This window comes from Pseudanabaena sp. Chao 1811 (assembly GCF_027942295.1).
In the GTDB taxonomy this organism is placed as follows: Bacteria; Cyanobacteriota; Cyanobacteriia; order Pseudanabaenales; family Pseudanabaenaceae; genus Pseudanabaena.
Genome location: NZ_CP101416.1, coordinates 3722286 through 3744161 on the forward strand (window position 1 = coordinate 3722286; position 21876 = coordinate 3744161).

Genomic DNA, 21876 nt, shown 5'->3' on the forward strand with positions numbered 1-21876 from the left:
ATTTCTTCGTGGAAGCGCACCCCTTCGGGGTGCGCTTCCACAAAACATTAATCCAAATCTTCATCTAAATTTTGATGTTCACTGCGGCGCGACTCACGACGGTAGCGCTTTTTGAGTAATCTTGGCTCCTGTTGTTTCCCATCACTGGCATCTTTAACTTTTAGCGAAGAATCAGCTGTAGTAGTATTTTTGAGCTTTTGTTGATAGGCGATCGCCTCTTCGAGATAGGCGAGGTAATGCTCGTAACGTTCCCAATCACCGCGTACTAAGCAATTAGGCTCGTCGCGACGATGTAAACAATTATTAAAATGACAGACATCGCCAGCGCTTAATCTTTGCTTAGCTTCAGGAAAACAATCCGCTAATTCTTGCGGAATTACGGTGAGATTGGGCTGCATGAATCCGGGGGTATCCGCCAGATAGCCGCCCGCAGGCAAAGCAAAGAGTTCAACATGGCGCGTTGTATGTCGCCCATGCCCCAATCGCTGAGAAACTTCACCAACACGAACTTGTAAATTGGGAATTAATAAATTAATTAGACTGGATTTACCAACGCCCGATAGCCCTGCGACGACGGTGACACCAGTTTGTAAATGTTGAGCTAGTTCATTAATCCCTTCATGGGTATAGGTGCTAATGGCAACTGGAGGATATCCCCAAGACTTGAGGCGATCGCTCCAAGACTGCCATACCTCATCACTAACTAAATCGCGCTTATTCAGGCAAAGCAAAACCTCAACCTGAGTGCTTTCAGCTTTAACCAAAAAGCGACTAAGTTGGTGCGGATCAAGATTTGGCTCAGCAAGGGCAAAAACTAATAAGATGCGATCAACATTTGCTACCGTTGGACGGTCTAGCAAATTACGGCGTGGGTCTACTTCTGAGATTGCCCCCCTTCTACCATGCCAGTCGGGTTCCTCGATAGTAACGCGATCACCTACACAGATTTGCTGCCCAATTTTTTTTAGTCTTGCGCGTCTTGTACAGAGGAGTTCATCAATAAGCTGACTAGTATTTTGTCCAAATTCATCAAGCAACTCTAAACGGAAAGCTCGATCTAGCCTGACCCGATAAAAGTTGGCTTGTACAGCCAAGACCGTACCTTTTAGAGCCAACATAGGAACACTTGCATCATGCTTTTTGGACTGTTAATGCGAAAAAGCGATCGCGCTCTTCAATCCCCTTAACCTTATGTCCATCAGAAATAAGGCTATTGGGGACTTGCTCAATCGGCTCCCCCCCATCGAGCAGAACCTCCAGCAGTTGTCCTGTTTCCAATTTTTCTAAATGCAATTTTGCCCGCACAAAACTAAGAGGACAGGGAACACCGCGTAAATCGATTGATTGGATAGCCTGAATGCACATATATCTCTGAATTGTTCTTGAAAAAAATATTATAAATTTAAAAAAGCCTTGCTTTGCAAGGCTTTTTTAAATTATTAGGTTTTACTTTTGGTTGCCAAATATGCCGCCTAAAATATCGCCAATGCCACCTTTAGCAGCATTCCCAAATTGCTTTTCTTTGAGCTTTTCGAGGACTTCCCGTTCTTCACTACCGATTTTGGTCGGAATATCAATCTTGACTCTGATTAAATGATCGCCACGAGCGACGGGATTGCCCAATTTAGGTACACCTAATCCCTCTAGGGTCAGTACTGTATCAGGTTGCGTACCTGCGGGAATTGTGAGCGGTTTCTTGCCATCAACGGTGTTAATTGTAATCTTGTCACCAAGGATGGCTTGTAGGTAGCTAATCTTGATTTCCGAAAGAATGTTAATGCCTTCGCGCTCAAACTCGTTGTCAGCTTGGACGAATAGATAAACATAGAGATCGCCCGAAGGACCTCCACGCTGTCCTGCATCACCTTCGTTAGATACACGCAATCTTGTACCACTATCAACACCTGCGGGAATGGTGATTTTCAGTTTCTTGGTAACTTGATTGAGCCCTAAACCATTACAGCTTTCGCATTTGTCCTCAATGGTTTGACCAGTACCATTACAGGTAGGACAGGTAGAAACCTGCGTAAAACTACCAAAGGGGGTACGTGTGGCGCGACGTACTTGACCAGTACCGCTACAAGTGCCACAAGTACGCGGTCTAGTTCCTGCTTTTGCCCCCGAGCCGCTACAAGTGCCACAGGTTTCTAAGTGCGAAATTTTGATCTGCTTTTCGCCACCAAATACGGCTTCACGAAATTCTAACTTGAGATCGAAGCGTAAATCTTCGCCGCGAGTAGGTCCACTGCGACGGCGTGCTTGCTGTTGCCCCGTATTAGAAAAGCCACTAAAGAAGCTTTCAAAGATATCAGCAAATCCACCCATATCGCCCATATCAGGTGCGCCACCGCCGCCTGATACGCCAGCTTCGCCAAAGCGGTCATAACGTGCACGAGTCTCTGGTTCTGAGAGAACTTCGTAAGCACGATTAATTTCTTTAAATCGTTCATCTGCCCCCGCTTCTTTATTGACATCGGGGTGATATTTTCGAGCTAAACGTCGATATGCTCGTTTGATTTCCTCTTTGTCAGTATTGCGATCAACTCCAAGGATTTCGTAATAATCACGCGCCATAGGGGGTTTCTCTGTCGCCTAAAGGATTCATGGACAATTATTCTAGTTTAACCTAGCACTTATCGTTTGTTTGTGGATATTTGTAGGGAGTACGTTTTACCGCACATATCGCACATATCTCTGTGAAAATCTCAGCAAAACCGAGATTTTCACACAAAACTAGGGCTTTGTCTTTACGCTAACATCGCCGTTAACTAATGTCTGACAAGCAAGACGATAGTTAGCAGATTTATTTTTAAGCTTTTTTTCTTCAAATTCAGTTCTAGGGGATAGATTTTCTAGTCCATCCACAATCTCGACAACACAGGTGGCACATTGTCCATAACCATTACAGTTAGTGAGCTTCGCAACAAATTTGTAGATATCGATATTGTTTTCGAGAGCCTTGATGCGGAGGTTTGCGCCATCCATAGCGATCGCTTCCTTGCCTTCATTCACAAACGTAATGTTTGCCATAACTGAGTATTAATTCTTTGTTAATTTTTATTACTTAGTAAGTATCTTACGAAATGGTTGCTTATCGCAATCTAACCAAAAACGTAGATGCCAAAGTATAACCATAAATATATAAAACCCATAGGAGAGTTGCGACGCAAAGCGTCGCAACTCTCCTATGGGTTTTGATATTGAGTGCGAGGATCAAGCTCCCTCATCTACTAAAATGATATTTATGGCTATAATTCCTTCAACTTCAGATATTAAAGCTCTTGCAGAAGATTTGCATAAGCTGGTTGATAATCTCGAATCGACCGAGCATGGAGAGCTAATTTACAGTGCCTTAAAGGCGATCGCCCAACTTAGTCAGACCGATGCTGAGCGTCTCGACTGGAAAATTTTGACGGGTTCTTTGCAGGATATGCAAAAGGCGATCGCCATGTTTTATCCGTACCGTTTTAAGCGCAAGGTGAGTATTTTCGGCTCGGCACGTACCCACTCGGATGCCCCTGAATATCGGCAAGCCTATGAGTTTGCTGAGCAGATTACCCAAAGGGGCTTTATGGTAATTACTGGAGCTGGGGGCGGTATTATGGCGGCAGGTAATGAGGGATCGGGAGAAAATTCCTTTGGCTTAAATATCAGTTTGCCCTTTGAACAAACCAGTAATGGTTTTGTACCTGAAGATTCTCGTCTGGTTAAGTTTCGCTATTTCTTTACGCGCAAATTATATTTTGTGAAAGAGAGTGATGCGATCGCGCTTTTCCCTGGGGGATTTGGTACGCAGGATGAATTTTTTGAATGTTTGACGCTTTGCCAAACGGGACGGACTACGCCACGCCCGATGGTGTTAATGGATAAGAAGGGCGGTGATTACTGGAAGCAATGGGATATTTTTGTCCAAGAGCAGTTGATTGCAAGGGGATTGATTGTCAAGGAGGATCGCAGTCTCTACAAAATTACTGACGATATTGATGAGGCTTGTCAATATATTTCTTCGTTTTACAGTGTTTATCATTCCTGTCGATGGGTGGGCGATTTGTTTGTAATTCGCTTAAATTTTGAAATTACTGATGAGCATCTTGAGCGCTTAAACGATAACTTCAGCGATATTTTGATCAAGGGTAAAATAGAGCGTAGTCAGGCTTTGCCCAAGGAAGCTAATGAGCAACATATTATCGATTTGCCACGGTTAACTATGCACTTTAATCAACATAGTTTCGGGCGGTTGCAAGAATTGATTACAGCAATTAATGACACCTGTGATAGTGGTAATCCAATGGTTTGCCACCCTGAACAACGTTAATCAAGCAGCGATCGCTAATGGTTAAAATGTTATCAAGAGCTTTCAGCGCCAATCAGTAAACAGATCTAGGAAAAACACATCATGAGAGGCGGTATCCGCATCGGCAGCATTTTTGGTATCTCACTATATGTAGATTCATCATGGTTTCTTGTACTTACTATTCTTGCGATCTTACTGGGAAATGCCTATGCCAAGTTGTCGCCATCCTTTTCCCTAGGTTATGGTGTGATTACCGCCATACTCTTCTTTTTGTCGATCGCATTTAATAAAATTGCTCATGCCCTTATGGCTAAGCTTAGGGGGGTCGAGATCAATGCGGTTAACATTCAGTTTATTGGTGGCGCTAGTACTGAGCAGGAAGCCAAAGATCCATTCTCCGTATTTAGCATTGCTATCTCTGGTCCATTAGTTAGCTTAGTTTTAAGCGTGATCGGATTTACGATTGCTTGGCTAATTGCAGGAGACTCCCTTCTTTCCAGTAATCCTAAAGCCATCGAAAATTTGCCTACAAGCATCGGTAATATTCGTGCTATCTGGGCAATAATCACTTTGTATTTTGCCCAAATAAACCTATTTATTGGCGTGTTTAGCCTCATTCCTGCACTTCCCTTTGCAGGCGGTCATATTCTCAAAGCGGCTATTTGGAAATTAACTGGCGATCGCTTTACGGGAATTCGCTGGGCAGCGCGTTCAGGGCAGGTAGTTAGCGTAATCATCATGATTTATGCAGGACTAGTGTTTGCCAGTAACTTGCTATTCGGCATATTTTTTCTATTGTTAGGCTGGCTACTATTTGGTAATGCAGGTAGCTATTTGTATATAAACAACCTCCAGCAAGCACTACTAGCCATTAATGCCGAATCAGCCATGACCAGAGATTTTCGCCTAGTTGATGCTGATATCTCATTACGTGACTTTGCAGACAAATTTCTTCTTATGGAAGAAAAAGATGCCAATCCTATTTATATTGCTTCTGCAAATGGAAGAGATCGTGGTCTAGTGTCATCAGAAGCGATCCGTCATATTGACAGTCATGAGTGGGAAGCAAAATCTTTACAGACCTTAGTAACCCCCTTAGATGAAATTGACACAGTTGATCTCAAAGCTCCCATTTTCAATGTGATTAGTCTCATGGAACAAAAACAGTTGCGCTATGTAATTGTGCGATCGCCTGTAGGCTCAGTTGCAGGAGTTATTGATCGTGGTGATATTATCAAAGCTCTTGATGGCAAACTACTATGGCGTATTCCTTCTGAATTCATCAAACAGATCAAAACTGATGGAAAGTTTCCACCCAATTTGCGCCTGAGTGAGATTTGTGAACAGTTAATACAAAATGAGAAATAGGAAAATGTTTGTAAGTATCTATTGGAGACTAAAAGCCTAAAGAATCTAAGTCTCCAGACAGGTCTTCCAAAGTCACCATAGAAGGATTAGAGTCTGACTCAACCTTATTTAGAGAAATAGTCCCCATATTTCCCAAGATTCGCTCTATCGTGATCGCTCCTAGATCAGTAATTTCTGATTTTGTGGTTTTAGGGATGTCTGCTTTTATGTCTGAGTTTTGATTGCGCATAGCTGGATCTTCTGCATTTGTCTGATCCTCTTCATCCATTAATAGGAGCAATTTATCTAGATCCTGTTTAGGAATTCTTGATTTTATTGAGTCGATATCTTCTTTTAGATCCGTTTTGTCTGATGTAAAAGTATCAGATGATTTTTTCTCACTCCCAATTGACGGCACATCAAAGGAGAAATCATTGAATAGGTCATCATCTAAATCCGTAGGTGCAGTCTCATCATTCACCCTATGGAGTACAGTTGGATTAACAGGTAGTTCCTCTAACTCCTTGCGATCGCTAATCCCCATCTCGCTATAACTATTAGCTGACCCAGCAGTCATAAAGTCATCAAATAATGATTCGACAGTAGTGGAGCTTTGAGAGTCTTGAGAACGATCGGAGCCGTTATTGGCTAATGGAGAAGATGGTTTGTCTACTGATGAAATATTTGGTGGCAAATTTGGTGACGGAGACTCCAGAAAATCTTCAAATAGGGTGTCTGCTGTATTAGAGTCTAAACTAGACTGTGATGCAGTACTTAATGATGAAGATTCTAGAAAATCTTCAAACAGGGCATCTGCTGTATTGGGACTTGTACCAGATACTAATGGAACTTCCTTTGCATTAAAGTCAGGTTTTTCTGTTTGCGGAGGATTGGGAGTTATTACTTCAGAATTAGAATTTTCTAGAACAGGATCCGTGATAGTTTCATCAGATATAGATTGTGCTATTTCGGGTTTTGGGCTTTCTAAAACAGGATAAGAACTAGGTTGGGGTGGTGTTTCTTGCAAGTCTAAAGTAATACCTTGGTGGTTTACTTCTGTATTCTCTTGATCTTGAGCAGGTTCTAAAAATATTTTAGTAACAAGTCGAACCTTCGCTTTTTGCCATTGTTGCCCAGGTTGTAATATTGATAGGTTTGTAATTACTTGATCGCCATTTTCGTCTGTCTTGCTAGATTCAGCGATCGTATCGAGTAAACTTCGTAGGTTTGGATTGGAAGCTACTGCTGCAAATAAAAAGCTAGGCTTACTAATTACTTGAATTAATTCCGTGAGAGTAGTCAAGCATCGGACAGTGCCAACATGCTCATCGGTAAACCGCACAATAATATCTTGATATTCCTGCAAGTTTTGCTGAATTTGAGACAACTTTTGTACTAGGATAACCCCTTTTGGATTACTGACAAGATTCATATTTGGATCTTGTACTAAATTTGAGGAATTAGCAATTACTGGGCTAGGTAATGATTGTCTGGAATGAGGATTTAGGAAAATCTCATATTGCCAAGCTAGGTAATTATTGTCAGAGCGATAGGTCAAAATCTTGACCCGTTTGATTTGCTCCACCTGCAAAATCAGCATACCCCGTTGAATAATTGTAATTACTGCTTTTTGGTTTGGTATCTGTGATGCTTGTAAAGAAATTTTGAGACATTCTCCCTCAAGTGCTGCTTGGGCATGGATGCCTTTAGATTCTAAAGAGCGATTTATCAAAGTAGCGATCGCTTGGGGATCACCCTGCTTTGCCAACTCCATAACGCTTAGTTGTGTCATACCCTATTCCCAATTGGCTCCAAGTTGCTGACGATTCCTATTTCGTAATCATTGCGATTTTCTCATTGGTATAGAAAATATCAAACCGCAAATTAACTCAACTATAGGCTTTGCAGTTTTCACAATGTAACTGACAATTTTACAAATTTGTGAATTTAGAGACAAATTTTAGCGTAATCCTAGTCCCAAAGAAGAAAGGATGCGCAAAGCGCATCCTTTCTTCTTTGGGACTAGGAGCAAAAGAGAGATAACGCATGGCGCTGCCTCTCTTTTGTGGATTTCCTAGATAATTAATCTTCGTATAAACGACATTCAGCAGCGTCAGGATTATCATCGCAATAGATTTCAAGGGAGTTCTTGGGCTTATCTTGTTTTTGGTGCGATGCTTCAGCTTGTAACTCTTCTACTGCATCCCATGCAGCAGCACATTCCTTAGAGCCAGTACCGCTAACTTCACAGGTTTCTCTAGCTTGCTGTACTTCTTCTAGAATTTTCTCTTTAATATTGCTCATGTATTTTTTGTTTCTACTATTCTGTAATCTAGATCCTATCAGACTTAATGCTTGCTAGCCATCTTACGTCAGGAGTAGGAAATCGCCTTCAAGAATGAGGGATTTAGCCTAGGCTGAAGGTCGATGGAAGCATTCCCGCCAGTATGATAAAGCCGATCCATACATTTTGACCGAAAGCCTTTTGGTATAACTCGGCAGGAATTTCAGCTTGGGTCAGTCTGTTACATTGCCATATCCATATTACTCCTGCCGTCAAGCAAGCAAAGTAGTGTGTGTAACCGAGCTGCATCTCCCAACCTAACCAAAGTAGGCTTCCTAGGGTAATTGTCAAAAAAATGGCGATCGCAAACGTTACATATCTTCCAAAAAAGAGCGCACTGGAATTAATTCCAACCTTGAGATCATCCTCGCGATCGCTCATGGCATAAATAGTATCAAAACCCATTGTCCAAGCAATTACCGCTAACCATAATGCCCAAGCATAGTGATCGAGTCCACCTGTAACTGCACTCCAAGGAATCAGTACCGTAAAGCCCCATGCGATCGAAAGTACTAGCTGTGGTACTGGGAAAAAGCGCTTACAGGCAGGGTAAATGGCAATTACAGGGGCAGCAGCAAAACATAAGCCAAAACTAAGGGGACTGAGATAGGTTGATAGTAAAAATGCACAGAGTCCAGAAACTAGCAAAATGGCGATCCCCACTTGTATCGATAGCGATCGCTCAGCAAGGGGTCGATTTTTTGTGCGTTCTACTTGTGGATCAATATCGCGATCCCAGAGATCATTAATGACACAACCTGCGGCACTAGTTGCCAAGCTCCCAAGAATCACTACACCTAATAAATCAAGTGGTGGCAGTTGGTGCTGTGATTTAGCGGCTGCTACGGTTGCCCATAGCGCAGGCAACATCAAAATCAATCTGCCTGCGGGTTTATGCCAACGCAAGAGACGCACAACCTTGTGAAATGTTGATTCGTTATTGGTGATGCCTGAGTTCATAGTGAATGATTGCCAAGTCTACTGAATAAAAGATTTTAATTCCTGTGGACAGGATTTCATGCTGCCCACAGGAATCTTGATTGCGCTGCCTATTCTATTTTAGGCAAAGTTGCTGATTACAACGGTTTTCATCATTGTTAAGGTCATGATGGAGTTACGAGCATCTCTGTAACTAGTTACAAGCAGTAACAGAAACAATTAACAAAATCATGAGGTTTTGAGATGCGATCAATTAATAAACATATTTCTAAATTTAGCTTGCAACTTATTTCTCAAAAGGCTCTAACTGCCCTGTCGTTAGGATTATCTTTGGCTTTATTTACTATTGCAGGTAAAGCTTCTGCGGAACATTTAGTTACTGGCTTGACCAATGAGTTAGCTAATGACAAAACCTGTGAGGGGACAGGTGGCATTCTCGCCTATGCGGAAACTAAGGACTATGCTTTGTATATTTGTGCTGATCTTAAGGATGTTTCACAACCAAAGCACTATCGCAGTGTGAACAAAAATGGCACTACTGGGGTAAAACTTACTGCGAGAACCTATAACCCCAATCAAGGTACTTATTTTGAATTTCATAATGGCGATTATGTGTACATGCTTCAGATTCCCTCCGAAACTATTAAAAAACCTGTACTAATGGTTGAGTTTCCCGATGGTTCAGGGTATGAACAGCCCATAACGCGGTTTTTGATGAGCAGTGAGTTGCGATCGCCGATTTCTACCAATAAGTAAACAAGGCGGCACTGAGTGCCGCCTTGTTTTTGAAATATGCTAATATACATATCCTAGATTGGGGAATTAGCTCAGTTGGTAGAGTGCTGCGATCGCACCGCAGAGGTCAGGGGTTCGAGCCTCCTATTCTCCATTACTTATAAATTAAGTTGCCTATCAAGCGTAATTCCAGATTGCGCTAGTTTTCGTGATTGGGGACTTCCTTTTAAAATATTATTACCACCTGAACTAATCCAATAAAAACGCTTTTTTGGCTGTTGATTTAATTCAGGAGCATCTGTTACTAAAAATTCTTTTAACCAGCTAAATTTTTTTAAAACCGATGTAACCTCAGATGTATCAGCGCTATGCACCTCAATGAAATATGTTGTTCCGTCATAGCCAATTGCATAATCCCAACGTGAAGCATTACGGTAAATATCCTTAACAGCAGTATCAATATCGACACTACCTTCACACTTTTTCGTGTCAGAAGGTCTAACTTTGTTACTATAATTTCCTAACGCTTGTAAGCCATTTCTATAAGCATCTTTTAGTAAAGGTGTTGCAGAAACTGCTTCTTTAAAATCCATTTTTAAAACTTATAATTTGTCTTGAACTGCCTGAGAAACAACTTCAGAAGCTCTACTACTAAAACTAGTTAAACCACCCCAATCGGCTGTTGATAAATCTTCATCAAATGGATCTAATGATGAAATATCACGCACCTCAACACCATCTTCTTTTTGGTCGAAATAATAAGTAGAAAATTTCTTGTTTTTGAGAATATTTTCAAAAAGCTCGGTAATCAGTGGTGATGGTTTTAAATCGAAAAGTTGATAGAGATATTTAACATCAGAGTTATTATTCTGTAAGTTGCGAATTGCCCAAACTGCTTCTAAAAGAACAGGTGAATGTGTCGAAATAAGTAAACGATAACCTCGGTGTAAAAGCTCTAAACACATCAAAATAACTGACAAAATTGCACGAGGATGCAAACCCATTTCTGGTTCTTCAATAACTACAAAATCGATATCAGGTTTCTTTGAATCCTCTAATACGGGCATTAGCCAATAAAGACCTAGGAGTAAAGGCATAAATTCTCTTTGCCCAGCCGACCAAGCCATAAATGGCAACAAATTACCATTAACATTAATTTGAATGCGTTTACGCATCCCAACTGTATTTAATTCAACTTTAGCACCATGAAAAATACTTGCATTAATAGCATCACTTATATCTTGTCTGAGTTGTCCTGTTTGAGGAAAAACAGCGTTATCTTTATTAATAAATCCCTGTTGCATCAATAATTGTAGATGTTCACTAAATTGACGAACAACATAAGGATAGTCAATCGCAAAACTAGTAAATGAACGCGGCCATCCATTCTCAAGAGTCAACACACGTTGAGCAGGTACAAAAAATATACGTTCGGGATCACTACTGAGATAGCGATTTTTTAATAATTCATCTAGAGGATTTCTTATGTTGTCACAAATTATTTCTGTACTGTCGCTCAGTAGATTACGCATTCCCTCGCCAAAATAAAGCTCACTGAAATTAGATACGTTCATATCCCAGTCATAGCCATATTTTAAAAGAGTATCTTTAATATTACTGATATCAAATAACAATTTTATGAGTTGTAATAAAATGCTTTTCCCTGTAGCTTGCGCTCCAACAAAAAGAGTTAGATCTCCAAAATCTATATTTGCACTTTTAATTTGACCTAGATTTTTAATATTAAGCTGTGTCATAAGAATTAGCTCATACGTCAATTAGAAAATGCTAGAGGATAGATAAAAGATCGATTAGAGCCTGATTTTGTTCGTCAGTACCAACGGTAATGCGGAGCTTATCAGCTAGCCCTGCTTGATTGAAATAGCGGACTAAAATGCCAGATTCTTTGAGTTTTAAATAAATCTCTTCGGCGTTGCCTTTGGGTGGAGTGGCAAGCACAAAATTGCCGTGGGACTCTAGTACGGTATAGTCGAGATTTTTGAGAGCTAAAGTAAGTTTAGTCCGTGAGGTTTTGACTTTTTCGGCATTGGTAGTTTTGTATTCTTGATCGCGCATGGCAGCAGTACCGACTGCGATCGCTACGGCATCAATGTTATAGCTATCCTTGACCTTAAATAGCCCAGACAGAAGCTTGGGATTAGCAATGCCAAAGCCTAGACGCAACCCTGCAAGAGAATAACCTTTGGACAAAGTGCGTAATACGATTACGTTGTCAAATTCTTGCACTAAGGGCAAAGCCGAGTATTCTGCAAAATCGACATAGGCTTCATCGATCGCCACAATACCTGAAACTCTTTTTGCCAATTGGCGCAAATCATCAAGAGGAACGGCATGACCCGATGGACTATTGGGTGAAGCAATAAAAGTTACTGCGCCATTTGCCGCTACAAGTTCATCAATGGGCAACTGAAAATTTTCACCATAGGGGACTTCTACGGTTTCCGATGGTTGCATTGCTGCAAGGGTGCGATATAACACATAGGTTGGCATCGGATAAACCACCTTGCGATCGCGACCTTCCGCACAAGCCCTGATCAAAATATTTAAAACATCATCACTGCCATTGCCCACAATCACCCAATCTGTAGGCACACTGAAAGCATCACTTACCGCTTGACAAAATTCATGGGCGAAAGGGTCGGGATAGCGCCGCAATGAATCACTATCGATAGTTTGCAAGGCGGCGATCGCCTTTGGTGAGGGTGGATAGGGATTTTCGTTAGTATTCAGTTTGATAACTTTAATCCCCGACTTGGGTTGTTCCCCAGGAACATAGCCAGTCATCGCATCGATAGCAGGGCGGAAGTAGCTCATAACGCAGAGTGAAATTTATGTCAGGTTTACCATTGTATCGCAATCACCATTAAGTAAAAGGGGGCGCTTTGCGCCCCCTTTTACTTATTACTAAGCCTTGTCTCGAAATATTGGTAGAACTTCGTTACAAAAAGCCTCCGTTGCCTTAGACCGATAGCGATTGGGATTACGAATTTGTAACAACATGCGCTTAATTACGACCCCATCAATCCTGACCTGCTGCAAAGCTCCCATTTGCAGTTCCTTTTCGATCGCCGTCACTGACAAAAATGCTGCCCCCAAACCCGCCTGTACCGCATTTTTAATCGCTTCTATCGAATTTAGCTCCATCGCGATTTCTAACTGACGGGGATCAACGCCGCTATCTAACAACACCCGATCAATCGCCTTACGAATGGTTGACTGCGAGTCTAGGGTAATAAATTGCAGCTTATATAACTCATCAATGGGCAATGCCCCGACCTGTGCTAAAGCATGAGAAGTTGGTAGAATTAGCGCTAGCTCATCTTCAGCATAGGGGGTAACCTCTAAAGAATCCACCAAATCCGCAGGAATCTCGCCACCAATAATTGCCAAGTCTACTTGCCCATTCGCAACACTCCAAGCCGTTCGCCTTGTAGAATGGACATGGAGTTGTACCGAGACTTCAGGGTATTTTTTACGAAATAAACCAATCATTTGTGGTATTAGATAGGTTCCAGTTGTTTGACTAGCACCTATAATTAGAGTCCCACCATTGAGATTTTGTAAGTCATCAATGGCACGGCAAGTTTCCTGACAAAGGCTTAAAATGCGATCGCCATAGGAAAGTAACAACTGTCCAGCCTCCGTCAACTGTGCCCTTCTGCCCCCGCGATCGAACAAAGGTACATCTAGCTGTCGTTCTAGATGTTGGACTTGCAAGCTAACGGCGGGTTGAGACACATAAAGGCTATCGGCGGCGCGTTTAAAGCTACCTTCAGCAGCGATCGCCTTGAGAATGCGTAATTGGTCTAGGGTGAACGGTATGTCGATCATAGAAGCAGCGTGAGAAAAGATGAGTCGGGAGGTCATTCAGGATTTTTTGAATTTAGCAGGAGTTGTGGGGATCGCCCTCACAAACCGCCGTATGCGCCCCTATTTTTACGGACTAGATACCGTATTAGATAGGACTAAACAAGCATTAGGTCAGGGAGTGCTGCAAGTTGTCGAAAACTTACCAGAAGGATTTGAATCCTTTGAGTTTCACTTTGCAGGTCATATTGTATTTATCTACAAACTGACGCATGGGTTAGTACTGCTAGTACTTACAGATAGTGAGCTTGCATCAGTCGAGTATCGGCGCTGTATTACCAAAATCAAATATCTGATCGAAACAGATACATACAACACAGTCGCATACTTTAAGCTCTTATTAGGTTCGGTGACCCAGCAGTCTTTGCCAAGCACAAGTTGGACGGCAAATAGTACCAAAGTACCAGCCCAAGCAGCAGTGGCAGATAGTCCAGCCACCCATAACTTTACTAATCTCAAGCAATCTGCACCACCTGCAAGTGCAAACGGACAAACTCAGCAGACAAATATAACTAAGCCAAGCACAACTAAGCCTCAAACACCTCCTGCATCATCTACAGCAGTACCAGTTAATAGTGCTGCTACTAATAAAGCTACTGATAGCCATACTAAGCAAGTATCAGCGAAAACTGGTACACAAGAGTATAAGTTAGATGAACTTTTATCGGCCTTAAACAAACTCAGCCACTTTACTACCCAATACCTTGGCAAGGTTGTTGTCACTAATTACTGGAAATCGAGCCGCCCAGACTCTACTTGGCTCCAAGAGTTTGAAGTTGATCGAAATGGACAAATAACTCATCCCAAGCAAAGTGCGATCGCCTGTACTCCAGAGCAACTTCAACAAATTCAGTCATGGGTTTCGGCATATATCAAGCGATGTAAACAGGTAATTCGTAATTTTGATCAAATGCTCGAACAAGATTGTCTCGATAGTCGGCAAAAGCAGATCCTTACACCATCTTAATTAGGCTTAACAATTCTAAGCAATTTGGCGGGAAGTACTCTACGCATAGACATTAAATGCGTTAAACTAGCCTTTAATATTAAGGGGAACCATCGCAGAGGCAAGCTAAAAATGGCTAAGCGTGTAAGAATTGAGCCTATTGCTCAGACAGCAGATATTGCAACAAATGGTGCATTGCTCTCTGGATTAATGGGGGACGAGCTACATATTTTGAAAGAATGCGGCGGACGTGGCATGTGTGCGACCTGCCACGTTTATATTCAGGAAGGAATGTCTTCACTTAGCCCAATGGGTAAGCGTGAGCAGCGTACTTTAGAAGTAATTACTACCTGTAAACCTAACTCTCGGCTTGCTTGTCAGGCTAAGGTTATGGGTGAAGGAATTGTGGTTGAACTGCCTATCGGTATGTATGTCCAATCGATTCAGGACATTGAAGCGCTGATTGGACGACGCTGTGAAAAACCACTACTTAGCCCGATCACAGGTCAGACATTGGTAGAGGTGGGACAGCTAATTACGCGATCAGTAGTGCGTCAGTTGGAAAATACCAACTTTAGTGTTGGTGAGCAATTGGCAAACACCAAAAGAGCTGATATTTTCGAGTAAAAATAGTCGCATGACTAAAAGTATTTCTTTACACTCAACAACCTTAACTACTAATACTAGTTTTGATCTCAATAATTTTTTGGATTAGGAGTATTTACTTATGACTGTTGCCGTAGATCATCCAAATATTGCAGCCAAGCACAAAAGAAAAAATAATCATTACAGTCTGCAAGATTTTTTCCTGCCTAATTTTGAAAAAGGAATCATTGAAGACTGGAATGGGTTGAGAAATATCTTCACTAGTGAAGACTTTATCATTGGACTACAAGAGGGGCTAGAAGATGAAGTGGGTGACGCTTCAGCAGCAGTTATGTATTCGATTGGTTGTGAGTGGGGCTTGCAAGATGCACTATTTTTTACCAAGTGGTTTGAAAGGGATTTTGGGCGCAGTATTCGCCAGACTAATTTGCCCTTCTTGTTAGAAACTTGGTGGTGGCCCTTTACCTCGCAGGGTTGGGGACGGTGGCAAGTGGATATGAGCGATCGCAAGCAGGGCTTTATGTTTATTAGCGTGTTTGACTCGGCGGTTGCCCGTAGTCTTGGCGATGTCGGTAAACCCGTTTGCCATTTGTATGCGGGTTTATTTTCAGGATTCTTTACCCATCTCGTGAATAAAGAACTAGAGTGTATCGAGATCCAATGCTATTCCATGGGCGAAAACTACTGTAAATTCTTGCTTGGTGGCAAAAATCGCATTGATGCAGCCTCATTCTGGCTCAATGAAGGCGCAACAACTCGTGACATCGAAGGACGTTTGCGAAATGGAGAATTTCTAAAATGAACAGTTCCGATTGGCGCTTACAGCCGTTACGCAGTTTTTGGCAAGGTGTAAATTGGGAAAATCAAGTGCTTGCCCCAGTCATTGTCAATACTCAAAATGGTAGCTATCCAACTTTGAGTTTATTGATGCCCGTAAGGCAATATTTCCGAGCGATCGCTTGGAATGGAGTTCCTGAAATTGCCGCCACAAGTCATGACTCTGCCCCCAGTGTTAATACTGTTGATGACAATAGCGTTACTGTTGAAGATTTTCTAGATGATATTTCTAAATTCTTTTGAACTAAGTCATTTAGAAGGTTAGCCGTTGCTGGGTGAAACACAAAAAATCTTCTTGATTTCTCACTTTAGATTTAGACACTTAACATCTACCTGTTGCTACTTTGCTTAGGAAATAAAATCTCAATAATTCTCACCGTAAGAACTATGATTCCGAAGATTCAAGAATTAATTAACCAAGCGCAGGATCGATATCTTGCATCGGACGAGCTTGGACTCATGGAAAGCTATGTGAGTTCATTACCCGATCGCCTTAAACTCTATAAACTAATCCGCGATCGTGAAATTGATATTTTGCAAAGCGTTGCCGATCAAGTGCAATCAGAACTACCCAATGTAGCGGTAGAAGATCTAGAAGTTGGCATCAAAAATCTTGTTCTAGTTCTACGCTATAGCTCAATGGCAATGTTATTAAATGACGAAAACTTTTTAAAAGAAAGGTTGCTCAGTTGGTTAGAAGGAATCATGTCCATGCGCGATATGCGCCGCCTCAATGATGCTCTCTACAAATTGCTCAATCAAGTACTGCGCCAACAGTTTAGCCCTAATCAACTAGCCCTCCTTCAGCCTTTGATTACTGCCGCCCAAGTCACGCTAATTTACTAGGAGACTAACTAACATGATTTCTGTCGCCGATCTCATTAAAGAAAATCGCATCCCTGCCAATTTCTTTGACTACAATGCCTATGTTAAGGGAGATCTGGAAATTGGACTATTAGAAAATCGTCGAGGCGATCGCCTATTAGCGGTTCCTGACACTTTAATCTCTTCACTCTATGCAGGCTTAGCTAAGGAGACAGGACAAGCATCAAGACTAGTACTATTTAACTGTGGTAAATGGTGGGGCAAAAACTTTTATACAAGATTTACGGAGTCCCTTGAAGAATATTATTCCCAGACCTTAGCTGAGATGGATATGATCACCTTCATACAAAGCTTAAAAGAATGTTGGAAAACCCACGGCTGGGGTAAGTTTGAGTTTGATCCGCAGCATCAAGCTCAAGGCTTTATTTTGATCAAGACCTACAACTCCCCCTATGTCCGTAAGATTGCTGGTAATTCACTACCAACAGGTTATCTAGAGGCAGGTATTCTCACTTCATTTTTTACCCGCTTAACAGGGCGTGAGTTATTAGCAGTTCAAACAACCTGCGAATCCTTGGATGCTAGCCACAACACTTATATCATCGGCTTACCCGAAAGACTCCAAATTGTTGATTCATTCTTGAACGAAGGTTTAGATCACGCAACAATTTTACAAAGGCTACTCAAGTAAAAAGAAACCCGCATTGTGCGGGTTTCTTTTTACTTTTTGGATTACTTTTTAGATTGCTGACCAGCTTTGACAAGTTGCTGTTGTGCCTTCCAAGATTCCTTTAAATACCCAAAGTTTTTGCTAAACTCTTCGCCGCCCCACCAGCTACCAACGCGCCCCTCATCCCAAGAAGCGGAAATAGCACCGTAGCTGAGACCGACAACTCCCAAGCCTAAAAACAACATACTTACTAGCACCACTGCGGAGGTAGGCAACTCAAATATATGTCTGCTCACAATGATGTAGCTAACGACAAAGGTACTAATACCTAAGGCTGTAGGAATACCACAGAATAAAGCTGCCCGTCGAACAATCCGACGATTCACTTCATCAGGAATACCTAAAGAATCATTTCGCTTAGGGGATGATTTTGTAGTCGTTTTGGTAGTACTTGTGTTGGGTTTCGAGTTACTTGTATTTGCCGCAGTAGGAGCAACAGGGGGCTTTTTAGTTTCCTTAGCTTTTGCTTTTTTACTACGATTATTTGGCTCGAAAGGGATACGTTCAGTTGGCTTACTCACTTTTGTTCCTCACTAGCGCTAAAGAAGTTGTAATAGTATTCGTGTTTTGCACGAATACTATTTAAAAACTAGCCTCTTACACCCAAGCTTTGGATGAGTTGTTTGTAATGAGCGCGATCTTGATTACGAACATAAGCTAGCAAACGCTTACGTTGACCAATGATTTTGAGCAAACTACGACGAGAAGAGAAGTCCTTAGGATGTAGCTTGAGGTGAGTGGTCAACTGGTTGACGCGCTCGGTGAGCAATGCAACCTGAACATCAGAAGAACCAGTATCGGTAGGATGTTTTTGGTATTCGGAGAAAATTTCGAGCTTGCGTTCTTGCAAAAGTGCCATGATAAAAACTTGAACGTGTTTTGAGGTGGACGTGACTAAACCCGACAATCAACGCACTTAGGAGTTAGAGAGCGAGTACCCAAACTCACGATTGGGCATTCCTAGTTATTCCCATCTCTGGGTTTGCGCCACTTATCGAGAGCAATATGTTTGCTAACTCGACAGATCGACTGCATAGGCGGTTTCCGTTTCTCAGTAGTCTCTGAGTAGGATGTATGGCGATCGCCAATTCTTTAAAGATATTAGCTTTCAGACAGACTAGCTTAACATGTTGACCACATATTTTTGTACGTCATTAAAAAATAAGGCGGTGCATTGCACCGCCTTATTTTTTAATGAGCAGAACCATTGCCATGATATTTGTCGGTGTCGTAAAAGCCGTTACGAGTGCCGAAAAATAGACAGCTAATGGTAAAGACGATAGTTAGAATAGGCAAAATAACTTTGAGATCGAGCATGGTTTCAATATCTGAAAGAATGATGACCTGTATATTTTAGTCTGAACTCAAGAAGCAGAAAGTAGCTTATAGGTGCTTTCTTAACAATTACAGCAATTTATCTAGGTTATAAAAAACGGAGAGTGCATTGCACTCTCCGTTTTTTTAATTGTTTAAATCTGTATTATCGGCGGCACTATCTGCATTAGGACGATAGCTTTGCTCAAAGGCGTAGCGCACAATCTGGGAACGATTTTCCAAATTCAGCTTAGTCATGATGCTGCTGAGGTGAGTTTGGACTGTGCGTGGACTGATCTGGAGGCGTTTACCAATTTCTTTGTTAGTAAAGCCTTGGACTACTTGCCAGAACACGCGCTCCTCAGAAGGCGTAAGGGTAGTGCGGGAAACAGGAGCAGTGGGTTGATGGAATAACCGCATATGCTCACTGGGAGTGCGGTGGGGTTCACGTTTGTGAGGTGAGAAGAAATCAATATCAGTTTTGCCAATGGTCATGCGATCGCCACTTTTTAGCAAAATCGGGAAGGTAATTCTCTGTCCACGCATGAAGGAGCCATTACGACTACCAAAATCTACTAGATAGAAACTACCTGACTCATTGTTAGTAGTGCGTGGTTTGGAATCACCTCTCATAGATGAGTCAAACCCATCGTTTTTGGAAGCGCCTACAATTTGCAATGTAGCGTGATAGCGTGAAACCCATTTATCTGTTAGTACAATTGAGTTATCATAACCCCTCCCAATTGTCCAAAAATCTGCGTTTATAAGCGGAATCATCTGCTGCCCCTCATCAGCATGAACAATTAGATAGGGGTGTGGGTGTAGAAGGGTCACTGAACCGTTAGACAACTTTGTTGTGTGCATCTCAATCAATTGCCAATATAACCTATTTATATATTGTGAGACGTGTTTAATAAATTTTGAGTTCCTTTTCCAGATTCATGGCTTTTGCTGACATATTCTGTCACTAGCAGAAACTGAATTTAGATTAAGCAAAATCTATGAATATTCTACCCTTTTTATAGCAATTAGATAACCTTGGGATCACCAGTTAGATAGGATTGCTATATACTCCTCATAGAATTGAAAGCTGTTATAAACACCAACGGTTAAAAAATCAATCAAAACAAACCACACAAAAAATCAGATAAAAAAAAGAAGCATATGTTACTTTTTTTCTGTATTACAAATCTTAAAAGTCCTATGGGTTCTTGTTAAAAAAATGATTTGGATTGCGATCGCCTTACAGTTAATACTTAGTGCAGGATTGCTATGGGCAGCATGGCAGGTTTGGCTGCTCAAAAAAGCACTTACTGCCACTGTAAAGACGGTAGATGGTTGGACAGAAGCTTGCCAAAGTGGTTTACAGGTCTCTTCCCCCAGTCTTGAGGTAGCGCGTGGTGGTGTGGGATCTCTGCGAGAGCAATATCAAAAGTTGCAAATGCAGCTAGAAAGAATTCGGAAATTATTGTCTATGCTTGGACGTGGTGTATCCTTTTTAGGGAGTCGTTGGCAAAAGTCTAGCAAAGGTTCGTCAAACTCTCTCAATAACAAATCAAGTCATAGGTCGTCAGGCAGCAAGTCGTCAGGGAGCAAGCATAATGTCAAACGGCGCAGGTAAATTTTTTGGTGGATTGATTGTCGGTACTGCGATCGGTACGGCTGTGGGTATTTTATTTGCGCCCCGCTCAGGCAAGGAAACCCGTCAGGTTTTAAAGCGCTCTGCTAAAGATCTACCCAAAATAGCGGAGGAAGTAGGAGCTAATGTGCAGTATCAAGCCGATCGCTTGACTGTACAGGCTCAACGAACTCTTGATGAGGCATTGATAAGATTGCAAGAGGCGATCGCTACTGGACAGGAGGCTAGCCGCAAACTCCAAGATGAATTAATTCTATCGATGGCAAATACATCTAATAACTCATCCATCGAAATAGACGATATTCCAGTTGAAGATGAAGATTAGACAATTAAAGAGCAAGTACTTAGTCAAGCACTTATAAGAAATTATGTCAGAAGCTATCTTCCTGCTAGGTTTATCCTTTTTATTAGTGGTCGTTTGCCTGACAATTCTTTTGCTCACGGCAATTCCCACATTTCAAGAGTTAGCGAAAGCTGCTAATAGCATTATTCGTCTTGCCGATACTTTAACTAGAGAATTACCTGCCACCCTTGAAGCTATTCGGATGACTGGTTTAGAGCTAAGTGAGTTAAGTGATGAACTAAACCAAGGAGCAAAAAGTGCAGGTGAGGCAGTTAAGCAGGTAAATGATGGTATTAAGGGTGTGCGTCAAAGTGCTTCCAGTGCCACGATCGCTACTAAAAGTGCATTTGCTGGTATCAAGGCAGGATTAAAATCTTTGGGTCGTCGTCCTCGACAAAGACGTACAGAGACTTATCAAGAAAATCTACGTAGCAACAACCAATCTATTCGCGATTTAGGTAGTTCCTCTATAGACGATGAAGAGGATATTACTAATCAAGGCAGACTAATCACGCCCGATGACATCCGTTCTGAGGGATTTATGGGGGATTTAAATTCAGAAGATTAAAAAAGGAGTGCGTAACGCACTCCTTTTTTAAGGACATTTTTTTAATGACATTACTTATTGCAGCGATCGCAGATACCGCTAACAGTCACTTCATAATTATCAACCTTTAGTCCTGAGCGAATTTGCTGGAAGCCTAGTCCTTCAAAGGCATTCCAAGCAATATCTTCGATTTCACCACAGCATTTGCATCGGAAGTGGTGATGTGGCTCAACATTGGCATCATAGCGACATACGCCCTGTTCTAATAAGACTTCGCGGACGAGTCCTGCATCTCGCAAAGTTTGTAGAGACAGATAAACTGTTGCCTGTGACGAGGTGGGTGCGTTTTGGTTGAGATCGTTCAAGATTTGCTCAGCAGTAGGATGATCTTGGCGATCGAGCAGGTTTGCATATACAGCAAAACGCTGGGGTGTAACACGCAACCCCTTTGATTTCAGTATTTGGACAACCCTATCCGCTTGCTTTTGCATGATCTAATCTGAAAGTTTTAACTAAAGTCTTAGTTGTCTAGGACACAATCA

General features: G+C 41.8%; 28 protein-coding genes and 1 tRNA gene. 13 read left to right on the forward strand and 16 right to left on the reverse strand.

Going from position 1 to position 21876, the window contains the following annotated elements; all coding sequences use genetic code 11:
* Nucleotides 1–47: 47 nt before the first annotated feature.
* The 4 genes from rsgA to NMG48_RS17075 form a co-directional block, all read right to left on the reverse strand.
* Nucleotides 48–1118, reverse strand: a complete 1071-nt coding sequence (gene rsgA, locus NMG48_RS17060) for a small ribosomal subunit biogenesis GTPase RsgA (RefSeq protein WP_271252654.1) — start codon at nucleotides 1116–1118, stop codon at nucleotides 48–50.
* Between the two features lie 13 nt (nucleotides 1119–1131).
* Nucleotides 1132–1365: a sulfurtransferase TusA family protein gene (locus NMG48_RS17065; RefSeq protein WP_126387131.1), complete on the reverse strand. Its 234-nt coding sequence runs from the start codon at nucleotides 1363–1365 to the stop codon at nucleotides 1132–1134.
* Nucleotides 1366–1446: 81 nt separating this feature from the next.
* Complete coding sequence (gene dnaJ / locus NMG48_RS17070; protein WP_271252655.1) at nucleotides 1447–2574, reverse strand: molecular chaperone DnaJ; 1128 nt, start codon at nucleotides 2572–2574, stop codon at nucleotides 1447–1449.
* 159 nt (nucleotides 2575–2733) lie between these two features.
* A complete protein-coding gene (locus NMG48_RS17075; RefSeq protein WP_126387129.1) occupies nucleotides 2734–3030 on the reverse strand; it encodes a 2Fe-2S iron-sulfur cluster-binding protein in 297 nt (98 codons plus the stop codon).
* 214 nt (nucleotides 3031–3244) lie between these two features.
* Here NMG48_RS17075 and NMG48_RS17080 point away from each other — a divergent pair, with 214 nt between their 5' ends.
* Nucleotides 3245–4315, forward strand: coding sequence for an LOG family protein (locus tag NMG48_RS17080; protein WP_271252656.1), 1071 nt, complete (start codon nucleotides 3245–3247; stop codon nucleotides 4313–4315).
* Nucleotides 4316–4396: 81 nt separating this feature from the next.
* Complete coding sequence (locus tag NMG48_RS17085) at nucleotides 4397–5662, forward strand: site-2 protease family protein (RefSeq protein ID WP_271252657.1); 1266 nt, start codon at nucleotides 4397–4399, stop codon at nucleotides 5660–5662.
* 28 nt (nucleotides 5663–5690) lie between these two features.
* Here NMG48_RS17085 and NMG48_RS17090 read toward each other — a convergent pair whose 3' ends face one another.
* From NMG48_RS17090 to NMG48_RS17100, 3 genes are all read right to left on the reverse strand, one after another.
* Complete coding sequence (locus tag NMG48_RS17090; RefSeq protein ID WP_271252658.1) at nucleotides 5691–7433, reverse strand: hypothetical protein; 1743 nt, start codon at nucleotides 7431–7433, stop codon at nucleotides 5691–5693.
* Between the two features lie 290 nt (nucleotides 7434–7723).
* A complete protein-coding gene (locus tag NMG48_RS17095) occupies nucleotides 7724–7945 on the reverse strand; it encodes a Calvin cycle protein CP12 (protein WP_126387125.1) in 222 nt (73 codons plus the stop codon).
* 103 nt (nucleotides 7946–8048) lie between these two features.
* Nucleotides 8049–8945, reverse strand: a complete 897-nt coding sequence (locus NMG48_RS17100; protein WP_271252659.1) for a 4-hydroxybenzoate solanesyltransferase — start codon at nucleotides 8943–8945, stop codon at nucleotides 8049–8051.
* Between the two features lie 222 nt (nucleotides 8946–9167).
* On the opposite strand from NMG48_RS17100, the gene NMG48_RS17105 reads away from it, so the two are divergent.
* Both NMG48_RS17105 and NMG48_RS17110 read left to right on the forward strand, forming a co-directional pair.
* Entirely contained in the window at nucleotides 9168–9680 is a 513-nt protein-coding gene (locus tag NMG48_RS17105) for a hypothetical protein (RefSeq protein WP_271252660.1), read from the forward strand.
* Nucleotides 9681–9740: 60 nt separating this feature from the next.
* Nucleotides 9741–9813: transfer RNA gene (locus NMG48_RS17110), tRNA-Ala, on the forward strand.
* Between the two features lie 4 nt (nucleotides 9814–9817).
* Here the strand turns inward: NMG48_RS17110 and NMG48_RS17115 are convergent.
* The 4 genes from NMG48_RS17115 to NMG48_RS17130 all read right to left on the reverse strand — a co-directional run bounded on the left by NMG48_RS17115 (nucleotide 9818) and on the right by NMG48_RS17130 (nucleotide 13511).
* Nucleotides 9818–10252 (reverse strand): hypothetical protein, encoded by a 435-nt coding sequence (locus NMG48_RS17115; protein WP_271252661.1) that lies wholly within the window; start codon nucleotides 10250–10252, stop codon nucleotides 9818–9820.
* A gap of 9 nt (nucleotides 10253–10261) precedes the next feature.
* Nucleotides 10262–11416 carry an AAA family ATPase gene (locus NMG48_RS17120; RefSeq protein ID WP_271252662.1) on the reverse strand — a complete coding sequence of 385 codons (1155 nt, stop codon included), beginning with the start codon at nucleotides 11414–11416 and terminating at the stop codon, nucleotides 10262–10264.
* Between the two features lie 31 nt (nucleotides 11417–11447).
* A complete protein-coding gene (gene hisC / locus NMG48_RS17125) occupies nucleotides 11448–12494 on the reverse strand; it encodes a histidinol-phosphate transaminase (protein ID WP_271252663.1) in 1047 nt (348 codons plus the stop codon).
* A gap of 90 nt (nucleotides 12495–12584) precedes the next feature.
* A complete protein-coding gene (locus NMG48_RS17130) occupies nucleotides 12585–13511 on the reverse strand; it encodes a LysR family transcriptional regulator (protein WP_271252664.1) in 927 nt (308 codons plus the stop codon).
* Nucleotides 13512–13530: 19 nt separating this feature from the next.
* Between NMG48_RS17130 and NMG48_RS17135 the strand changes: the two genes are divergently transcribed.
* The 6 genes from NMG48_RS17135 (at nucleotide 13531) to NMG48_RS17160 (ending at nucleotide 17452) form a co-directional block, all read left to right on the forward strand.
* Entirely contained in the window at nucleotides 13531–14514 is a 984-nt protein-coding gene (locus NMG48_RS17135; RefSeq protein ID WP_271252665.1) for a hypothetical protein, read from the forward strand.
* Between the two features lie 111 nt (nucleotides 14515–14625).
* Complete coding sequence (locus NMG48_RS17140) at nucleotides 14626–15120, forward strand: 2Fe-2S iron-sulfur cluster-binding protein (protein ID WP_126387116.1); 495 nt, start codon at nucleotides 14626–14628, stop codon at nucleotides 15118–15120.
* A 100-nt stretch (nucleotides 15121–15220) separates the two neighbouring features.
* The gene (locus tag NMG48_RS17145; protein ID WP_271252666.1) at nucleotides 15221–15901 is read left to right on the forward strand and encodes a V4R domain-containing protein; all 681 of its coding nucleotides are present in this window, start codon (nucleotides 15221–15223) and stop codon (nucleotides 15899–15901) included.
* Nucleotides 15898–16179: a hypothetical protein gene (locus NMG48_RS17150; RefSeq protein ID WP_271252667.1), complete on the forward strand. Its 282-nt coding sequence runs from the start codon at nucleotides 15898–15900 to the stop codon at nucleotides 16177–16179. Before NMG48_RS17145 ends, NMG48_RS17150 begins: the two co-directional genes overlap by 4 nt.
* 144 nt (nucleotides 16180–16323) lie before the next feature.
* The gene (locus tag NMG48_RS17155; protein WP_271252668.1) at nucleotides 16324–16782 is read left to right on the forward strand and encodes a hypothetical protein; all 459 of its coding nucleotides are present in this window, start codon (nucleotides 16324–16326) and stop codon (nucleotides 16780–16782) included.
* 13 nt (nucleotides 16783–16795) lie between these two features.
* Nucleotides 16796–17452, forward strand: a complete 657-nt coding sequence (locus NMG48_RS17160; RefSeq protein ID WP_271252669.1) for a 4-vinyl reductase — start codon at nucleotides 16796–16798, stop codon at nucleotides 17450–17452.
* A gap of 41 nt (nucleotides 17453–17493) precedes the next feature.
* Here NMG48_RS17160 and NMG48_RS17165 read toward each other — a convergent pair whose 3' ends face one another.
* From NMG48_RS17165 to NMG48_RS17180, 4 genes are all read right to left on the reverse strand, one after another.
* The gene (locus tag NMG48_RS17165; RefSeq protein ID WP_271252670.1) at nucleotides 17494–18012 is read right to left on the reverse strand and encodes a PAM68 family protein; all 519 of its coding nucleotides are present in this window, start codon (nucleotides 18010–18012) and stop codon (nucleotides 17494–17496) included.
* A gap of 68 nt (nucleotides 18013–18080) precedes the next feature.
* Entirely contained in the window at nucleotides 18081–18350 is a 270-nt protein-coding gene (rpsO, locus tag NMG48_RS17170; protein WP_009628343.1) for a 30S ribosomal protein S15, read from the reverse strand.
* Nucleotides 18351–18682: 332 nt separating this feature from the next.
* Nucleotides 18683–18808 carry a hypothetical protein gene (locus tag NMG48_RS17175; protein ID WP_271252671.1) on the reverse strand — a complete coding sequence of 42 codons (126 nt, stop codon included), beginning with the start codon at nucleotides 18806–18808 and terminating at the stop codon, nucleotides 18683–18685.
* A gap of 144 nt (nucleotides 18809–18952) precedes the next feature.
* On the reverse strand, nucleotides 18953–19669 hold the full coding sequence (locus tag NMG48_RS17180; RefSeq protein WP_126387110.1) for a LuxR C-terminal-related transcriptional regulator: 717 nt from the start codon (nucleotides 19667–19669) through the stop codon (nucleotides 18953–18955).
* 358 nt (nucleotides 19670–20027) lie between these two features.
* Between NMG48_RS17180 and NMG48_RS17185 the strand changes: the two genes are divergently transcribed.
* Genes NMG48_RS17185 through NMG48_RS17195 form a run of 3 tightly spaced genes read left to right on the forward strand, consistent with a single transcriptional unit; the run spans nucleotide 20028 to nucleotide 21355 of the window.
* A complete protein-coding gene (locus tag NMG48_RS17185; RefSeq protein WP_271252672.1) occupies nucleotides 20028–20426 on the forward strand; it encodes a hypothetical protein in 399 nt (132 codons plus the stop codon).
* Nucleotides 20407–20769, forward strand: coding sequence for a YtxH domain-containing protein (locus tag NMG48_RS17190; RefSeq protein WP_271252673.1), 363 nt, complete (start codon nucleotides 20407–20409; stop codon nucleotides 20767–20769). The genes NMG48_RS17185 and NMG48_RS17190 overlap by 20 nt, the downstream gene beginning before the upstream one ends.
* A 43-nt stretch (nucleotides 20770–20812) precedes the next feature.
* Nucleotides 20813–21355, forward strand: coding sequence for a DUF948 domain-containing protein (locus tag NMG48_RS17195; RefSeq protein WP_271252674.1), 543 nt, complete (start codon nucleotides 20813–20815; stop codon nucleotides 21353–21355).
* A 50-nt stretch (nucleotides 21356–21405) separates the two neighbouring features.
* Here NMG48_RS17195 and NMG48_RS17200 read toward each other — a convergent pair whose 3' ends face one another.
* Nucleotides 21406–21825, reverse strand: coding sequence for a Fur family transcriptional regulator (locus tag NMG48_RS17200; protein WP_271252675.1), 420 nt, complete (start codon nucleotides 21823–21825; stop codon nucleotides 21406–21408).
* Nucleotides 21826–21876 lie beyond the last annotated feature (51 nt).

Bases quoted from the DNA above. Each gene is read 5' to 3' on its own strand.
- rsgA (WP_271252654.1), bottom strand. From the start codon at position 1,118: ATGTTGGCTCTAAAAGGTACGGTCTTGGCTGTACAAGCCAACTTTTAT.
- NMG48_RS17065 (WP_126387131.1), bottom strand. From the start codon at position 1,365: ATGTGCATTCAGGCTATCCAATCAATCGATTTACGCGGTGTTCCCTGT.
- dnaJ (WP_271252655.1), bottom strand. From the start codon at position 2,574: ATGGCGCGTGATTATTACGAAATCCTTGGAGTTGATCGCAATACTGAC.
- NMG48_RS17075 (WP_126387129.1), bottom strand. From the start codon at position 3,030: ATGGCAAACATTACGTTTGTGAATGAAGGCAAGGAAGCGATCGCTATG.
- NMG48_RS17080 (WP_271252656.1), top strand. From the start codon at position 3,245: ATGGCTATAATTCCTTCAACTTCAGATATTAAAGCTCTTGCAGAAGAT.
- NMG48_RS17085 (WP_271252657.1), top strand. From the start codon at position 4,397: ATGAGAGGCGGTATCCGCATCGGCAGCATTTTTGGTATCTCACTATAT.
- NMG48_RS17090 (WP_271252658.1), bottom strand. From the start codon at position 7,433: ATGACACAACTAAGCGTTATGGAGTTGGCAAAGCAGGGTGATCCCCAA.
- NMG48_RS17095 (WP_126387125.1), bottom strand. From the start codon at position 7,945: ATGAGCAATATTAAAGAGAAAATTCTAGAAGAAGTACAGCAAGCTAGA.
- NMG48_RS17100 (WP_271252659.1), bottom strand. From the start codon at position 8,945: ATGAACTCAGGCATCACCAATAACGAATCAACATTTCACAAGGTTGTG.
- NMG48_RS17105 (WP_271252660.1), top strand. From the start codon at position 9,168: ATGCGATCAATTAATAAACATATTTCTAAATTTAGCTTGCAACTTATT.
- NMG48_RS17115 (WP_271252661.1), bottom strand. From the start codon at position 10,252: ATGGATTTTAAAGAAGCAGTTTCTGCAACACCTTTACTAAAAGATGCT.
- NMG48_RS17120 (WP_271252662.1), bottom strand. From the start codon at position 11,416: ATGACACAGCTTAATATTAAAAATCTAGGTCAAATTAAAAGTGCAAAT.
- hisC (WP_271252663.1), bottom strand. From the start codon at position 12,494: ATGAGCTACTTCCGCCCTGCTATCGATGCGATGACTGGCTATGTTCCT.
- NMG48_RS17130 (WP_271252664.1), bottom strand. From the start codon at position 13,511: ATGATCGACATACCGTTCACCCTAGACCAATTACGCATTCTCAAGGCG.
- NMG48_RS17135 (WP_271252665.1), top strand. From the start codon at position 13,531: ATGAGTCGGGAGGTCATTCAGGATTTTTTGAATTTAGCAGGAGTTGTG.
- NMG48_RS17140 (WP_126387116.1), top strand. From the start codon at position 14,626: ATGGCTAAGCGTGTAAGAATTGAGCCTATTGCTCAGACAGCAGATATT.
- NMG48_RS17145 (WP_271252666.1), top strand. From the start codon at position 15,221: ATGACTGTTGCCGTAGATCATCCAAATATTGCAGCCAAGCACAAAAGA.
- NMG48_RS17150 (WP_271252667.1), top strand. From the start codon at position 15,898: ATGAACAGTTCCGATTGGCGCTTACAGCCGTTACGCAGTTTTTGGCAA.
- NMG48_RS17155 (WP_271252668.1), top strand. From the start codon at position 16,324: ATGATTCCGAAGATTCAAGAATTAATTAACCAAGCGCAGGATCGATAT.
- NMG48_RS17160 (WP_271252669.1), top strand. From the start codon at position 16,796: ATGATTTCTGTCGCCGATCTCATTAAAGAAAATCGCATCCCTGCCAAT.
- rpsO (WP_009628343.1), bottom strand. From the start codon at position 18,350: ATGGCACTTTTGCAAGAACGCAAGCTCGAAATTTTCTCCGAATACCAA.
- NMG48_RS17175 (WP_271252671.1), bottom strand. From the start codon at position 18,808: ATGCTCGATCTCAAAGTTATTTTGCCTATTCTAACTATCGTCTTTACC.
- NMG48_RS17180 (WP_126387110.1), bottom strand. From the start codon at position 19,669: ATGCACACAACAAAGTTGTCTAACGGTTCAGTGACCCTTCTACACCCA.
- NMG48_RS17185 (WP_271252672.1), top strand. From the start codon at position 20,028: ATGATTTGGATTGCGATCGCCTTACAGTTAATACTTAGTGCAGGATTG.
- NMG48_RS17190 (WP_271252673.1), top strand. From the start codon at position 20,407: ATGTCAAACGGCGCAGGTAAATTTTTTGGTGGATTGATTGTCGGTACT.
- NMG48_RS17195 (WP_271252674.1), top strand. From the start codon at position 20,813: ATGTCAGAAGCTATCTTCCTGCTAGGTTTATCCTTTTTATTAGTGGTC.
- NMG48_RS17200 (WP_271252675.1), bottom strand. From the start codon at position 21,825: ATGCAAAAGCAAGCGGATAGGGTTGTCCAAATACTGAAATCAAAGGGG.